This is a genomic window from Neokomagataea anthophila (assembly GCF_018122595.1).
Taxonomy (GTDB): Bacteria; Pseudomonadota; Alphaproteobacteria; order Acetobacterales; family Acetobacteraceae; genus Gluconobacter; species Gluconobacter anthophilus.
Genome location: NZ_JAGRQH010000009.1, coordinates 71044 through 85186, shown reverse-complemented (window position 1 = coordinate 85186; position 14143 = coordinate 71044). Strand labels below are relative to the sequence as shown.

Here is a 14143-nt window from a genome sequence, read left to right as displayed (position 1 = left end):
CACTCTCAATCACCGTTCTTGTGCTCGCCGCACGGGCAGAATGGGTCTAAGAAAAAACGAAGTATTCAATATAAATACAAGACTATTTTTTCAAATAAAAACAGAATAAAACCCTGATAAAATGGCGGTTTTCTGCGATTTTTGCTTGCGTTACTTGGGGAATTGTCGTAAGTTATATTTGTCGAGAGGGAATGAGCCCTCAGACACAACGCCCCGAACGGTGATCGCAACACCGAACGGGACTTCATCAGAACAGGAAGGTTATTTCCATGTCCGACGCAAATCGCTCTATCGCTCAAAACTACACCGCAAGCAAGGGTGAAGTCCGCCGCTTCAACGAAGCCAAGCAACGCACACAGAAAAACAGCGCCCCAACCCTTGCCGATGTGTTGAACCTGATTCCGACCGAAGGCCAGATTGCCAAGATCGTGCCCGCCTTTGGTTTGGAAACCATTGACCCCGACGAAATCACCGGCGCAGGGGCCAACCTTATTCGGGATCAATACACCTTATTCTCTCCGCATCTTGTTTCGATCATCCGCGAAGAACAAAACTTCATGGGCCTTAAGATGCACCTTGACCGCATGGTTGATGGGATTGTGCGTTCCGCTTTTGGGTCGGCTCAATTCTATGAGAAGCATCGTGCTATCGCTAAGGATGCTGCCGATAGCTTCGCCAATGAAGACCGCGACGAGGACCGGATGGGCGTAGATGGCGGTGAAAATCGCGTCATTGGCTTGCGCCGTATCGCTGCCGAAAACGGCGCGAAGGCTTACGCCCTTGCCTGCCTCGCACAAGGCGCGTGTGCTGAATATGAAACCCTCATGGGCGAAGCATGGAAGCCTTACGTAAAGGACACAGGTCGCAGCTTGGCCCAAGGCGTAGCCGCAGCCCAAGCCGACGCTCTCGGCTTCTAATTATCGCGTGGGCCGCTGACGCGGCCCACCTTCTGGCTGGCTTTTCTTAGGTGCGACCACCATGCAAATTCCGTTGTTTACCGCTCTTCAATCCGTTAATGTTTCCGATGAAAAAGCAACCGAGGTTGTCAATTCCCTCGAAAGTCATCTTGCTATGAAAATCACCGAAGCAAACGCCCCTTTACTCGCCAAACTCGACGCTATGGAAATCTCCAACAAAGCCAATTTCGATATTCTTAAATGGCTCTTCTCGGCGCTCATTGCGATCTTTGGTTTGAGTGTCGGTGTGTTAACATTCTTGTCACACCACCACTAAGGGGAGGGGGAGAAAACGGACGCGCCTTCGGCGCGGCACTTCTCCCCCAATGCTCGCCCCCCAAGGGGCTGCGCGGGCATGTCATGATACCCCGCATCCCGCTCTTACAAGAGCATCATGGGTGGCTAGAAAGCAAAAGAGCCCTTATTTCTCACGCACAATGGGTGAGGCATTCGGAAGCAGACAATAAATCTCCTTCCCATTCAGCCCCTGATACATATGCGCTTGGCAGTAACTCCCCACCGACGCTTTGTCGTGCAGAGCCCACCAGCACAAGCCCGTACACACCAGCGTAAACGACAGCGTCGACGCCACAACGATAGCCATAGCGCGATAAACAACCGACTTCGCATATTCCGTCGCATGAATAGGAAGCCACTGATTAATATATTTTGGCACCTCTTCTTTTAAGGAGACATTGAGATCCGACAAGATCTCATGCGTAATTTCTCGCTGTCGGTGCTCACTCATTTCTTTCGCACGGTGATAGCTCATACGCGCGTCTTCTAATTCAGCTTTCGCTGTCTGAAGTTCAGACTCCCCACGCTTGCTAAGCTCCGTGAGAAAATATTCAGCCTGTCCCGCCATCTTTTCCATAGTGGCGTGCATCTTTTGCGCTTCTTGCGTCACGCCTTGTAGATTGTCTTGAACGAGATGGCTGTAAACATCCATACCCATGCGTAAAAGACGGCTCCACTCCCACAGAGCATCATTGGGACCAGCGATCCCATGCTTCTTCAAGGCAAGGTCCATCTCCTCAGCAATCGTACGCAACCGTTCAATGGCCATCGAATGCGAAGAGGTCTCGTTCATTACGGGAGCCATGAATCAACGCCTTTCGCCTTGATTTCATCGTCAAATTTCTTGACCCACAATCCCGTCACCGCTTGGCGTACCGGATCTAATTTAGGTTTCTTAGGGTCTGTGCCGCGTTGACCGGCTTCATAGAAAGACAAACCTGATGCCGTAATTTCTTTCATATACGGGTTCGACGGGAAGAAGATAAATTCTAGTTCGGCTTCTTTGCGGATAACATCAAAGCGTTGATCCACCATGATATCGTACATGTAGTCTTGTGCAATATATCCGGAAGGGACGGTATGCTCATTGAGAATAATGAGGGCTTTTTTTGGTTTGAAGCCGCCATTCTTCCAAAGGCTAACAATGTAATCAATATCTCCGCTATCGATCCCGCACATGAATAGGCCGATAACCTCTACGCCCATGACCGTACTCAGCGTGTTAATGTCGTTCGTACTGGCCCATTCTTCGAGGGTACGATCTCCCCCGCCAACATCAATAAAGACCGGTTTTTGTTCGGAAACGCCAGACGATAGAACATCCGTGAGATAGCTCTGCACATCAGGCTGGCGATCCGACATCGGGCGACCAAGACCATATTTTCTATACAGTGAGGTATATTTGGAAATGCCTTCATTGCGCATATCCGCATCGGCCATCAGGATTGGGCGACCTGCCTTTAGAGCGCGTTCTGCGAGAAGGCCGAGCGCGGTGGTCCCGCCGAGATTACCGCGACCCGCCTTGAAGTAGATTTTGATTTTCGAGGCTGCAGAAGAATGACTGGTTTCGTTTGTCACCGTGGACGATCCTTATTCACGCCATGAAGTGATTTTCACTGGCATGAAAAGGATCGCAGAGCTCAGTATGAGTGCCGCATGTTTTTTAGCGAGCTTTCAATTGAACAGCAGAATAGACGCAACGCATCACGTTGGAACGTTTTTGTGGAGGATAAACATCAAGCATTTCTTTAAAGGCACGGGCCCATGTTCGATCGTCTTCAAAGAAAGAACGACGAGGAAAGCCCGGTAAAAGCTCAACATTAATCCGACCATTTTCATCGTAAACCGGATAATTCAGCGGCGTGATGGCTTCAAAAGGGAGGTATTCCGGCATGCCGAGGGGGCGTGGTCCTTCGTAAGGCGGCGGGATCTCGATGTTCACACCATAGAGGAACGCCTGTTTCATCATCTGCACTGGCGGTTCAGCATTGTTCAAAACATCAATATGGTTCGTCGCAGAAGCAGAAGGCACAACAGGTTTTTGTGTCACAGCTTGGACCGATGGCGCAGGTTCTGGAACCGTCTGCGGAGCGCTTGGGCGGGGTGGTTCAGGCCGTTCTGGCTTATTGTGTAGGTGGGCGGGCCGCTCGTAAGTCACATCAGGGGCCGGAGGAATAAGTGACACATCCTCTTTTGGCCGTGTTTTCTCCATCACCTCATGGGCTTTGATCTGAAGAGCCTGACGACGAGCCGTCTCTTCATCCCGTTTGCGGCGGCGTTCCGCTAATTCTTCCTCACGCTCACGCGCTTCACGCTCCATTCTAAGGCGGACGCGATACCATGTGCTACGGATAGTTTGAGGTTTTGGGGGAGTTCCCTGAAACGTCGTTAAGCCTTCCTCAATGGCAGCATCGCACAGCTTGGACCATCTTGCTCGCCCACCTGCGGTGGCGTTTTTCAGCAAATCATAATTCGTGACCATCCAACGATAGATCGACGAACGCGACCACATCTCGCCTGCGCTTTCCCGGCAGGCGGCGGCCATAGGCCCACTTTGTGTGATCGATGTCATCGCTGGTCAGCCCTTCAAATCAACTGCTCACCGTTCTAACAGTGTTGCGAGAGTGTTGCAAGACTGTTGAGGCTCTGCTTCGCATGTGCTGCGCAACTGCTTCAAGGGTGTGGCAGAAGTGTTGCAAGAAAAAGAAGAGTCCATATACAAATGCAAACTTTCAGTTTGCGCGACACGCGCTTTCCGCCAAAAAATAGACGCTGCGCACAGGCATAAAGCCATGACGTGGCAAGACGCTCTTTCCGAACGGATGGGTGTAGGCTGTTTGCCCCCAAGTCATCCCCACCACGCCGGAATCCGGCGCGCCGGTTTTTGCTCTTGCGGGGAATAATATCGGCGCAAATCCAACAGGTGGATCCTCCTCTGCGCCGTATCGTGGGAATTGGGGCGGCGGCAGTGCGACGGCGACGCTTCAAGCGCAGTCTTATGGGGCGAGCGCCATCGCTGCGGCGCAAGCAGCCGGGGTTAACCCCGACACTTTGGCCGCGTTTGCGCAGATTGAGAGCCATTTTAGTAATGTTGGTAACACCACCTCCAGTGCGGAAGGTGTATGGCAAATTACTAACGGCACATGGTCCCAATATGCCTCTCAACTCGGCTTGAGTGATAGTGATCGTAATGACCCAACGGCGCAAGCCAAGGTCGCCAGTGCGATTATCAGCGATTATGCATCCTCTGTGAGCCGGGCCACCGGAAGCGCACCGAGTTCCGCCGAAGTCTATGGGGCGTATATGTTTGGCCCTTCTGCGGGGAGTAAACTCGCAACAGCCGATGACCAGACACAGCCTTTGAGCAATTTCGTGTCGGCACAGGCTTTAGCTGCCAATTATATGAGCACTTGGACGGTCGGACAGTATTACGCGACGGTGTCGGCGCGGATGGGGTCTGGCGCTAAGGCAACCGCAACAGGGAGTTCTTAAGGATTTCTTCATGTTTTACCGAAGAGGTCATGAATACGGTTCAGTTTTTTGGGCTGTTTCAGAATGTTACCTGAGTTTTGCGGTTGCCGTGCTTCCTGGAACAAGGCAAGCTGTCCTATCCGTCCGAAATGGACATCATCTTGTGTGTAAAGGAGTCCCGCACCATGCAACACCGCAGATAAAAGAAAACCCCAGCTCTCCCGATCGCCAAATCGGTAAAGCCAGGGTCATCCAGATGATTAGAAGGTGAAACCAAGTAAACTCACCTTACACACCTATTCGGTCGAAACGCAAGTGTTTTTGCGAAGGGTGTCGTATTGTCTGATGACAGGCCGAGAGATGGATCCGACTTTCCCATTCTCTGACCAAAAGTGTGTCATCCATGATGTCTTCTGTTTCGACGGTGCCGTCGGTGCAACGTGCACCGGGTCGCCGTACCATCACGCCAGCCATGCGGCGTGCCCGTGAGGAACTGACCCTCACCCCGCCGAGCTTCCCCAGCCGGGCGGATCTGCTGAGCCTGATAAATAAGGGCGTTCGCATTCTAGGATTGAGCCGTGGTGCGGCTCAGTTATTGGGCGCCATGGTTCGTCAAACGCCCAATAACGCTTGGGAGCCTGACAATCGGCCTTTTGTGTTTGCCCGCAATGCCACCATGCTGCGTTGGATTGGCGGCCATGAAAGCACCTTGCGGCGCTATATTCGGGAGATCGCCGAAGGCGGCTATCTTGTGCCGGTAGACGGCCGCAATGGGCATCGTGGCCGTCGCTATACGGATGGTACGGAGCAAGTCGGGTTTGACCTCTCCTCATTGCGTTATCGCTATCCTGAACTGACCCAGCGCTTTCAGGCCGTTAAAGCCTATGAGCGTGCTTGTCAGGCCCTGCGCGATGCCATGGCCAGGTTGTATCAAGAGCTTTGCTATAGCGGTGTCGCCCTACCTGAGACGCAGATGATGTCTCTACGCCGTCTCATGCGTAAGCGTCGGGAGGTCCAGAATAAAGAGCATTTGGAGCATCTCAAAACCATGATGCAGGACATCCATGCGTACTACCTCACAAATGGCCAAAAACCGCCTGTGGATAACGCTTTTTCAGACACCTCATGCCCTTCAAAATTGCACGGCATGACCGCCAAAAATGACACCCCTTATACGACTACAAAAAAAGATAAAAATTCTTACGAAGTAAGACCAGTAGCGCTCAATGAGCGCAATTGCATTGACCATGCAGCATGTGAGACGTCTGTCTCCGCCCGTCAGACAGCACAGAATGGGGAAACTGTGTCGCGCCTCACGGATGTGTTGGGGGGATTTCGTGGAACATCTCAATTTTTCTTGGATGTCTGCCCGACATTACGGGATCTCTGCACAACGGCGCGGCCGAAACTGGCGGATTTGATGGAGGCTGCTGAGCATTTAACCCAACATCTCGGGATTTCCTTGCACAGCTGGCAACAAGGCTGTGTGATTCTTGGTCGCGAAAAAACCGCGATTTCTGTGATCGTTATGGCCGCGCGCATCAGTCGTGGTGCGGATATTCGCAATCGGGAAGCCTATTTGCGCGCAATGATTGAGCGCGGCCGTCTAGGGATGCTGCGTTTGGATCGGAGTTTGTTTGGATTGCGGGGGGACCCCGATCATGCGATCACACCGGCCAGCACCATTCGGGCGAAATTCCGGGCTATTTTGGCGGAACATACCGCAGCTTGCGCATGACCGAGACGGCAGCTTTACCGCTCTGTGTCCCGTTGAAACGTCGCGCCGAGGCCCGACAGGCTGGGGCTGTGTGGGACGCCCGTAGCCAACGTCTGCTCTGGCCCCATCCACGCTCGTCCCTGGCTGAAACATCGCCACTCGTGCCGTGGTTACCGCGTCGGTATCGATTGAAAATTGGCGAGGTGGCTTTAAGACCGTGGATGGTCCCCCAGCCGCTCTGGGGGTGGAATTTACGCGCCCTGCTGGCGAAGCCCGATTGGGATGTCATTCGGCGTGCCGCCTATGCGCGTTCGGGATATTGCTGTCATGTTTGCGGCGAACAAGGTCCAAATCATCCCGTCGAAGCCGATGAAGGATGGTCTTACGACGACCAAACCCGGTGTCAGCGTTTGGCTGGTGTCGTTGCGCTCTGTCCTTCGTGCCATGCGGTGCGTCATTGGGGACGAACAGAGGTCATGGGACGGCGTACCGAGGCGTTAAACTGGTTGTGTCACATCAACCAATGGTCGGTAGCGCAAGCGGAAGACTGTGTCGCACAGGCGATAACGCAATGGCGTCAGCGTAGCCGTCAATCTTGGCGCTGTGATGTGTCCTGGGTTGCTCAGCATTATGGCTATACGCTTGTCCCCGATGCCGTCGAAAAGGCGCGCGACATTTAGCGGGGTTTTGAGGAGAAAGCACGGATGGGTTGAGAAAAACCTCGTGGGGTTTGCGCGTGAAAGAATGACGTGCATGGGGCCGGTGTTCCTGTTATGTTCTCATTTATGAGGAGAACACTATGACATCGTATAAGGGCGATCGGACAACGGGTTTCGCATCCCCAGCCGCTGAAGCATGTGAAGGACCCGTGGATTTAATTGCCGTATTGGATCTGACACGGCCTCAACGTTACCCGATGCGGGTTACGGGCCAGAGTTTGGAAAGCCGCGGTGTCCGAGACGGCGATATTGTCATTGTGGATACAGCCCTGCCTTTGCAAGCGGGGCGTTTGGTGATTGCGTGTTTGAACGAAACGCTGACACTGGCGACAGTGACGCGCGACCAAAAGGGTTGGTGGCTGCAAGCCGCAACACCTGGTGTTCCTCCGCGTCAGCTCTCCTCACAAGAGGAGATCATGCTGTGGGGGATTGTTGATGGCTTGGTGCGTCTTGACCCGTAATGACAAAACTCTTTGCTTTAATTGATGGGAATGCGTTTTATTGTTCCTGTGAACGCGCCTTTGATCCCCGTTTGCACAACAAACCCGTTGTGGTGTTATCGGGGAATGATGGTTGTGCGATAGCACGGACGAACGAGGCAAAGGCCTGTGGTGTTGCTATGGGAGAGCCGTGGCATCTCGCTCGCAAACGTCCCGAATGCCGTGATGTCATCTGGCGATCATCCAATTTTGCGCTTTACGCCGATATGTCACGCAGAGTGTCTCAGATCCTCCAAGAGCGTGTTCCCGCCGTTGAGCACTATTCGATTGATGAATTCTTTTTAGACCTGACGGGTATCGCTGATGTGCCATCAGTGTGTGCGGCTTTGCGTGAGGATGTCTGGCGTTTGGCGCGCATTCCCACCTGTGTCGGTTGGGGACCAACGAAGACTTTGGCCAAATTGGCAAACCATATTGCGAAAAAACATCCAGAGTTCGCGGGGCTGTGTGATCTGTCGGATCCAGCGCAGCGTATGACGTGGTTTGCGCGTTTGCCGGTTGAGTCCGTTTGGGGCATTGGGCGCAAACAGGCCGAGCGGTTGCAAGGGGAAGGCGTGCACACCATCGCGGATCTCATGGCCCTTGAGACGGGGAAGATCCGCAAACGTCTCTCGGTGACAGGCGTACGTCTGGTGGCCGAGCTGAACGGTGTGTCCAATTTGGACCTTCAGGAAGGTGCGGCACCACGTCACGCCATGACTGTATCGCGCAGTTTCGGTCAAAGCATCCGTGACCGAAAGGTTCTGCAGGCGGCGGTGGCCAGTTTTGTCAGTCGTCTGGGCGAGAGTTTGCGTGCGGAAGGGCGTGTTGCGGCGCATATGACGGTTTTTATCCGGACGAACCCGTTCAAACAGGGACCGCGCTATGCGAACCAAGCGGCTATGACGATGACACCGACCTCGGATACGCGTGATCTCATCCGCCAGGCACGGCGATTGGTGCACAATATATGGCGTGATGGTTACGCGTATGACAAAGCGGGGGTTATCCTTTCCGATATACGATCTTCTGGTGTTCAAGGGGATTTATGGGGGGATACGGTGTCATCGCCGCTTATGGCGGCAATGGATCAGATGAATGCGCGCTATGGTCGCAAAGCTGTCTATCTTCTTGCAACCGGTATTGAAGAACCTTGGCGCGGACGTTCGGCTTTACGATCCCCCAGTTATACGACGATCTTGCACGACATTCCGTTGGTCAGAAGCGGTTAATCCGTATAGGGAACAGGTCATATCTTTTAAAAAAATTAATCCTTTAAATAACTTATAAATGGTTAATTTATATATATTATATAAATAATGGTATTATTATTTCTGATATAGATAATATTTTGTTTTTATCTATGTGAAGAAGGGTTACGTCATGATCAGTGCATCGAGATCATGGCGGGACATTCACACGAATGGGCAAGTTCTCGTTCTTAAGACGGAGTATCATGAGTGACGCAGAAGGCTTTGGACACAGCGCATGCCGCATTAATGACCCTTGTGGCGGTGGAACCTGACCCAAAGAGCATTGTGACGACCGAAGCATATCACACGGTGATGGAGACGCACGCCGCCGCCGTGGAGCAGGCTATGCGGATTTTACGGAATTTTGCCCACCAGCAAGCCCCGAAAACACGCACGCAGCTTCAGAAGATGTGGGATCAGCTCACACAAGATCCGCGTTATAACACCCCGCCTTATGCCCGCAGTACGGTCATGAGCAGTCTGAACACGGCCTGGCGTGGGGTGCATGGGTGGGTGTCCTAACGCTCTGTCCTGGCCTGTGGATGTATGGACAGTCGCTGGCGCGAACAGGGCGTTTCGGAACGAAACCCCCTTCTGCCCACAGATCAACAGGCTCAACCGCAACCGCTTTTTTTCTTTTTTAATATTCTGATTGTCTTGAAAGACGTCTAAGATTCTCACAGTAAAACCTCTGCTGAGGCTTTAATCGAGGACGGTAGAACGATGAAGATTTCAGAATTAGTCGATCAGATTGCGCACACCACGAAGACAAGTAAGGCTGAGACCCGTGCCATGTTGGATGCTTTGGTCAGCACGATTACCGTCGCTGCGAAAAATGGCGAAGAGGTGAACCTTCCGGAACTGGGGAAGTTCAAAGTGAAAGACACGCCAGAGCGTGAAGGGCGTAAGCCATCAACCGGGGAGACAATCACGATTGCAGCATCTCGGAAGCTGACCTTTACGCCGGCCAAAGCCTTGAAAGAGGCTCTGAAAGCTTCGGTGTAAGTGCTCTTTGGCCCTGCGGCTGTTGAGAGCATGAGCCGCACTCTGCCCCAAGCCAAAACGATGCGGCGGCAATTGTCTTTGTTTCCAGAAACGATGCGTTTGCAGCGCATCGTGCCGGAGAAGAATTGTTGGCGTTTTTATCGTCTCCATCTTGAGACGGATTTGTTTGGCAGCACGGTTTTGGTGCGTTCATGGGGGCGGATCGGGACCGCAGGGCAAGAGCGGCGTGAGCATTGTCAGGATGCTGCGTTGGCGCAAAAAGCGCTCATGCGGTGGGCGCGGAGTAAAATGCGTCGGGGTTATGCAGAGGAAGAGAACACGTAAATGAAAAATTCAGACCCAATTATTCGCCGTTCTATAAGAATTTTAAGAATGGTGAGTGAGTTGCATATTGCTGGTTATCAGTTGCTGCGCGTAATGCCTTATCTTTCGTCAAGCGGCGCATATTGGCGATTAGAGATTGGCCCTGAAGAATGAGTGTCTCTTTTGCCTAGTCCTTCTCCAGGTGTGCTTGATGGCACTGCGTGGTTTGAGCAAAATTGTCTACGTTTTTGAGTGTAAGCTTTAGACAGAAATTTTGTGATATTTTAGGATGTGTGTGGGGGGAGAGGAAGTTGTTTCTAGCCGTCTGAACGGGTGTACTGTTTTGTCTATTGGGTTTGATCTGGAGGGTTAAAAAAACCCTCCACCTCTAGGAGAAAATGTTATAATCCTAACTTCCAGTTACTTTCTTTAGATTTTCTATATTCTAGGTCTTCTTTTGCTGAAGAAGTTTTTCTTAATATTCTATCATATATAAATTGAACAGATGATGTTTTTTTTCGATCAAAATCTAGAGCCCAGTCATCTAAAAAGGCCATAGATATGGCGCCTGGTCCGGTTTGTAACCAAGCACTTGCCTCATCTTGAGGGTTCTCAATTCGTAAAATAACAACTTTTAGGGCATGTTCAATAAAAGGGTCGAATGCTGGAGCTGTTATAAAATTGTTAGTTAAGCAAGGAGGAGACCCTTCACATAGGGATAAAACTACAGAATCATCACTGGGAATAATGTTTTCTATATTTCCATGAAGCTCTTCATCAGCATCAACATAGATACCTCCATTTTGATACAACCATGCTAGACGAAATAGATCTGCTTTTCCGGCAACGTGTGATACACTACAGTATGCATTGAGAACACGATCACCGAAATAAGACTGGATAAATTCTTGAGCTTGTTTGTCATCTATTAAAGTATGAGAAAAATTATTTATCTTTCTCCATTTTGAAATTAATTCTAAAACGTCAGATGGGGGAATTGTATTGTCCCAATATTGACATATATTATTTGGTATTTTTATTGATTTTTTTTCGAGATCTGGATTGATAAAAGGAATATGACCAGATTGAACCAATGTGTCCAATGGTTTTATCCAGCCATGTATTTCTTGCCTTAATATAATATAAACGCATCTTGCGATAGCAAGAGCCGCTTCTGGTGTATCAAATCCTAAAAGTGACGGTGAGTCATTGTGAAAATTATTTAATAATTCGGATAAATTACTTGTTTCTATATCGCATATATAGTCTAATCTTGTTTGCTCAATTAAAGAGTACATTGAAGATTCTTTAATTTCTTTAATAGACATTGCTCTAGACATTGCATCTATGACTAAATTTCGTCTATTATGAATGATAATATTTATATCTTTTTCATGAAAATCATATTCAAACATACAAGCCTCTTTAACATTGATTATGGTCTTGTATACTATGAATGATAATTGAGTTCATGAAAAGTTTAGGCTCAGTTAGATCTTTTGAAGAACTGTTGAAAGGCGCGATCTCCGCTGATTGACGTGCCCCCCAATTTGTTACCACTATAAAGTAGAGGTTTCTTTTTTATGGTGTGTGTTTGATGGGATAGCAAGGCATGCCCATAAGACCATTTCTGAGCGACTTGAGCGGGGGGTTTACCACCGAGCTTAGAGTGTGGGCGCACGGTGTTGTAATCCTCACGCCACAACGCCAGTACATGCCGCGTTTGGGGTAGAGAGGTAGAGAGCGTCTCGTTTAAGCATTCATCGCGCAATCTGCCGTTAAAGATTTCAGTAAAACCATTCTGCTGCGGTTTGCCGGGCGCGATGTAATGCCACTCCACGCCCATGTCTTAGGCCCATTTCACAATGGCATGGGAGGTGAACTCTGTCCCATTGTTACTCACAATACTCAGCAGCTTCCCATAGTGTTCCACCAACATGGTCGACTCCTGGGCAACACGGCCCTCCGGATAAAGATGTATCGACAATGAGCGCCAAATTTTCTCGGCTTACATCATCGATCACGGTCAATATCCGGATGCGCCGCCCGCAGGTGAGCGCGTCAGAGACAAAGTCCAAACTCCAACTTTGGCCCGGCTCTTGAGGCAGAGTGAGTGGCGTACGCGTCCCCAAAGCCCTTTTACGACCACCGTGATGACGAATTTCCAACCCTTCCTCCTGATACAGGCGGAGGAGTTTCTTATGGTTCACGATATGCCTTTCACGCGCCAGGAGATACCCTAAACGACGATAGCCAAAGCGGCGTCGTTCTGTCGCCAATTCCCGTAAGAGGTGTCGTAAAGCCGTATCGTCTGGGCGCACAAAGACATACCGCACAACGCGACGAGCAACGCCGACAACCCTGCAGGCATGGCGTTCACTCGGACTGGAAACATCACGCACAAGGTCAACAGCCTGCCGCTTCGCAGCAGGCGTCACCACTTTTTTTCCAACGATTTCCTTCAAAGCTGCATTGTCCAACATCGCATCGGCCAAAAGGCGTCTCAGACGGGTATTCTCGTCCTCCAACGCCCGCAGCTTCTTCGCTTCCGAGACCTCAAGCCCTCCATAACGGGTTTTCCACTTATAAAACGTGGCATCACTCATACGGTGTTTGCGGCAGAGGTCGGGCACTTTCAGCCCTGCCTCCTGCTCGTGCAAGATCTTGATAATCTGCTCTTCCGTAAAACGACTGCGCTTCATAGGTCCGGTTCCTTCTCACACGGACACTACTTTAAAATGGATACATTTCAGGGGGGCACGTCACGAATCCTCTAATTAGGCATGTTTACATTTTAATTGGAATTTAAAAGATAGGGTAAAAATATTTCTAACATGTCCAATCTTGGCGAACTTATTGAAAAACTGCCTTCGGTCTTTCCTGATTCACCAAATAAATAAGAGCAGTTTTGTCCTAGGGCTTCACATAGACCTGATTGCAGGAAACCTGGATGACCAAGATTCCCACGAAAATTTACCACTTCAGTAAGTGGTGGTGAGAAAATTGAGTTATGCATACCAGATCCGTATTCCCCAATGATAATGCGAGCTTCATGAAATGTAGATATTTGTTCTTTAATACTTAAAGTTTCGGGAAAAATAATATCGAACCCTTTTTCACTGAACCGTTCTTCTATTTCAGATTGATTTAAAAGTGAACGTGAGTGGTTTGGCCACAGTTTTCTGGATACAAGCAACTTTTTACTTTTAGTTGATTCCTTTTCCCCAATAACTCTTTGTTTTATTTTCTTTGATATTCTATTTAAAATAGGGTTTGCTCGTGAGTTTCCTCTAACACTGATTGGCACTAATGCATTGCTAATTATGCAACGTTCTTTGAAAGGATCATAAGTATAAATATTTTCTCTTGGTATTCCGAGTATATCCATCCACTGAAGGGAAAAATTCCTTATATTTTTTGGTAGTAAATATTTTATTTTTCTAATGTCTTTTCCCATCTCTTCTATTAAATATATTCTGGGTAAAAAATCTATCAGCCAATGCCCATACATTTGATATGCAGGACCACATAGAATTACAACTTCATCTTCTATTCTTGTTTCTATTATTGGGTCTGGTAGGTTTATATGCTCAGATATTGAGCCCTCACCAATACCTGTTTCTGGTATATGAAAAATATAATCATCTTTTATTAGGATACGATCCGTAATTATGTTCAGATTTTCTATAGAATATACTCCAGAATCCGGCACCCAGTTATCACTATAAAACCAATCTCCAATTTCTTGTGGTACTGGTCCTAATAAAAATCTGGGTGGTACACGCGGGCTCCCGCTCCCTTTACTGCATAGGTTCCACTTTACTCCTGGAACGTTATTATCGATTGCTTGCCAAATATGGATTTGCCTCTGATTAAAGTTCATAGTTATCCCTGCAGAAAAATTTATGGTTATGATTTTTATTTTGATTTCATTGCAATAAAA

At 49.4% G+C, this 14143-nt stretch carries 15 protein-coding genes and 2 pseudogenes; 11 read left to right on the top strand and 6 right to left on the bottom strand.

Translation table 11 applies throughout. From position 1 onward, the window contains the following. Nucleotides 1-269: 269 nt before the first annotated feature. Nucleotides 270-917 carry a hypothetical protein gene (locus tag KB213_RS10785; protein WP_211683018.1) on the top strand — a complete coding sequence of 216 codons (648 nt, stop codon included), beginning with the start codon at nucleotides 270-272 and terminating at the stop codon, nucleotides 915-917. 61 nt (nucleotides 918-978) lie between these two features. Then, entirely contained in the window at nucleotides 979-1233 is a 255-nt protein-coding gene (locus tag KB213_RS10780; RefSeq protein ID WP_211683016.1) for a hypothetical protein, read from the top strand. Nucleotides 1234-1377: 144 nt separating this feature from the next. Here KB213_RS10780 and KB213_RS10775 read toward each other — a convergent pair whose 3' ends face one another. From KB213_RS10775 to KB213_RS10765, 3 genes are all read right to left on the bottom strand, one after another. Continuing rightward, nucleotides 1378-2046: a hypothetical protein gene (locus KB213_RS10775; protein ID WP_211683014.1), complete on the bottom strand. Its 669-nt coding sequence runs from the start codon at nucleotides 2044-2046 to the stop codon at nucleotides 1378-1380. After that, nucleotides 2046-2831 carry a hypothetical protein gene (locus KB213_RS10770; protein ID WP_211683012.1) on the bottom strand — a complete coding sequence of 262 codons (786 nt, stop codon included), beginning with the start codon at nucleotides 2829-2831 and terminating at the stop codon, nucleotides 2046-2048. The genes KB213_RS10775 and KB213_RS10770 overlap by 1 nt, the downstream gene beginning before the upstream one ends. An 85-nt stretch (nucleotides 2832-2916) precedes the next feature. Beyond that, on the bottom strand, nucleotides 2917-3825 hold the full coding sequence (locus tag KB213_RS10765; protein ID WP_211683010.1) for a hypothetical protein: 909 nt from the start codon (nucleotides 3823-3825) through the stop codon (nucleotides 2917-2919). Nucleotides 3826-4103: 278 nt separating this feature from the next. Between KB213_RS10765 and KB213_RS10760 the strand changes: the two genes are divergently transcribed. From KB213_RS10760 to KB213_RS10720, 9 genes and pseudogenes are all read left to right on the top strand, one after another. Then, nucleotides 4104-4745, top strand: coding sequence for a transglycosylase SLT domain-containing protein (locus KB213_RS10760; RefSeq protein ID WP_211683022.1), 642 nt, complete (start codon nucleotides 4104-4106; stop codon nucleotides 4743-4745). 382 nt (nucleotides 4746-5127) lie between these two features. Then, entirely contained in the window at nucleotides 5128-6462 is a 1335-nt protein-coding gene (gene repC, locus KB213_RS10755) for a replication initiation protein RepC (protein WP_211683008.1), read from the top strand. Further along, a complete protein-coding gene (locus tag KB213_RS10750; RefSeq protein ID WP_211683006.1) occupies nucleotides 6459-7121 on the top strand; it encodes an HNH endonuclease in 663 nt (220 codons plus the stop codon). Before repC ends, KB213_RS10750 begins: the two co-directional genes overlap by 4 nt. Nucleotides 7122-7240: 119 nt before the next feature. Next, a complete protein-coding gene (locus tag KB213_RS10745; RefSeq protein WP_211683004.1) occupies nucleotides 7241-7621 on the top strand; it encodes a LexA family protein in 381 nt (126 codons plus the stop codon). Continuing rightward, on the top strand, nucleotides 7621-8871 hold the full coding sequence (locus KB213_RS10740) for a Y-family DNA polymerase (protein WP_211683002.1): 1251 nt from the start codon (nucleotides 7621-7623) through the stop codon (nucleotides 8869-8871). The genes KB213_RS10745 and KB213_RS10740 overlap by 1 nt, the downstream gene beginning before the upstream one ends. Nucleotides 8872-9099: 228 nt before the next feature. Then, nucleotides 9100-9414: a hypothetical protein gene (locus KB213_RS10735; protein WP_211683000.1), complete on the top strand. Its 315-nt coding sequence runs from the start codon at nucleotides 9100-9102 to the stop codon at nucleotides 9412-9414. A gap of 180 nt (nucleotides 9415-9594) precedes the next feature. Then, nucleotides 9595-9897 (top strand): annotated as a pseudogene (locus KB213_RS10730) (HU family DNA-binding protein); the annotation flags it as partial. A 30-nt stretch (nucleotides 9898-9927) separates the two neighbouring features. Beyond that, the gene (locus KB213_RS10725; protein ID WP_211682995.1) at nucleotides 9928-10221 is read left to right on the top strand and encodes a WGR domain-containing protein; all 294 of its coding nucleotides are present in this window, start codon (nucleotides 9928-9930) and stop codon (nucleotides 10219-10221) included. Further along, entirely contained in the window at nucleotides 10222-10374 is a 153-nt protein-coding gene (locus KB213_RS10720; protein WP_211682994.1) for a hypothetical protein, read from the top strand. A 227-nt stretch (nucleotides 10375-10601) separates the two neighbouring features. Here KB213_RS10720 and KB213_RS10715 read toward each other — a convergent pair whose 3' ends face one another. The 3 genes and pseudogenes from KB213_RS10715 to KB213_RS10705 all read right to left on the bottom strand — a co-directional run bounded on the left by KB213_RS10715 (nucleotide 10602) and on the right by KB213_RS10705 (nucleotide 14083). Continuing rightward, nucleotides 10602-11615 carry a glycosyltransferase family 32 protein gene (locus KB213_RS10715; RefSeq protein WP_211682992.1) on the bottom strand — a complete coding sequence of 338 codons (1014 nt, stop codon included), beginning with the start codon at nucleotides 11613-11615 and terminating at the stop codon, nucleotides 10602-10604. Between the two features lie 71 nt (nucleotides 11616-11686). After that, nucleotides 11687-12902: pseudogene (locus KB213_RS10710) on the bottom strand (IS3 family transposase). A gap of 92 nt (nucleotides 12903-12994) precedes the next feature. Beyond that, nucleotides 12995-14083: a glycosyltransferase family 61 protein gene (locus tag KB213_RS10705; protein ID WP_211682989.1), complete on the bottom strand. Its 1089-nt coding sequence runs from the start codon at nucleotides 14081-14083 to the stop codon at nucleotides 12995-12997. Nucleotides 14084-14143 lie beyond the last annotated feature (60 nt).

What these genes read in the sequence shown, in the direction of transcription:
- KB213_RS10775 (WP_211683014.1), bottom strand. Translation starts at nt 2,046, where the DNA reads ATGAACGAGACCTCTTCGCATTCGATGGCCATTGAACGGTTGCGTACG.
- KB213_RS10780 (WP_211683016.1), top strand. Translation starts at nt 979, where the DNA reads ATGCAAATTCCGTTGTTTACCGCTCTTCAATCCGTTAATGTTTCCGAT.
- KB213_RS10720 (WP_211682994.1), top strand. Translation starts at nt 10,222, where the DNA reads ATGAAAAATTCAGACCCAATTATTCGCCGTTCTATAAGAATTTTAAGA.
- repC (WP_211683008.1), top strand. Translation starts at nt 5,128, where the DNA reads ATGATGTCTTCTGTTTCGACGGTGCCGTCGGTGCAACGTGCACCGGGT.
- KB213_RS10745 (WP_211683004.1), top strand. Translation starts at nt 7,241, where the DNA reads ATGACATCGTATAAGGGCGATCGGACAACGGGTTTCGCATCCCCAGCC.
- KB213_RS10740 (WP_211683002.1), top strand. Translation starts at nt 7,621, where the DNA reads ATGACAAAACTCTTTGCTTTAATTGATGGGAATGCGTTTTATTGTTCC.
- KB213_RS10715 (WP_211682992.1), bottom strand. Translation starts at nt 11,615, where the DNA reads ATGTTTGAATATGATTTTCATGAAAAAGATATAAATATTATCATTCAT.
- KB213_RS10765 (WP_211683010.1), bottom strand. Translation starts at nt 3,825, where the DNA reads ATGACATCGATCACACAAAGTGGGCCTATGGCCGCCGCCTGCCGGGAA.
- KB213_RS10725 (WP_211682995.1), top strand. Translation starts at nt 9,928, where the DNA reads ATGAGCCGCACTCTGCCCCAAGCCAAAACGATGCGGCGGCAATTGTCT.
- KB213_RS10785 (WP_211683018.1), top strand. Translation starts at nt 270, where the DNA reads ATGTCCGACGCAAATCGCTCTATCGCTCAAAACTACACCGCAAGCAAG.
- KB213_RS10750 (WP_211683006.1), top strand. Translation starts at nt 6,459, where the DNA reads ATGACCGAGACGGCAGCTTTACCGCTCTGTGTCCCGTTGAAACGTCGC.
- KB213_RS10705 (WP_211682989.1), bottom strand. Translation starts at nt 14,083, where the DNA reads ATGAACTTTAATCAGAGGCAAATCCATATTTGGCAAGCAATCGATAAT.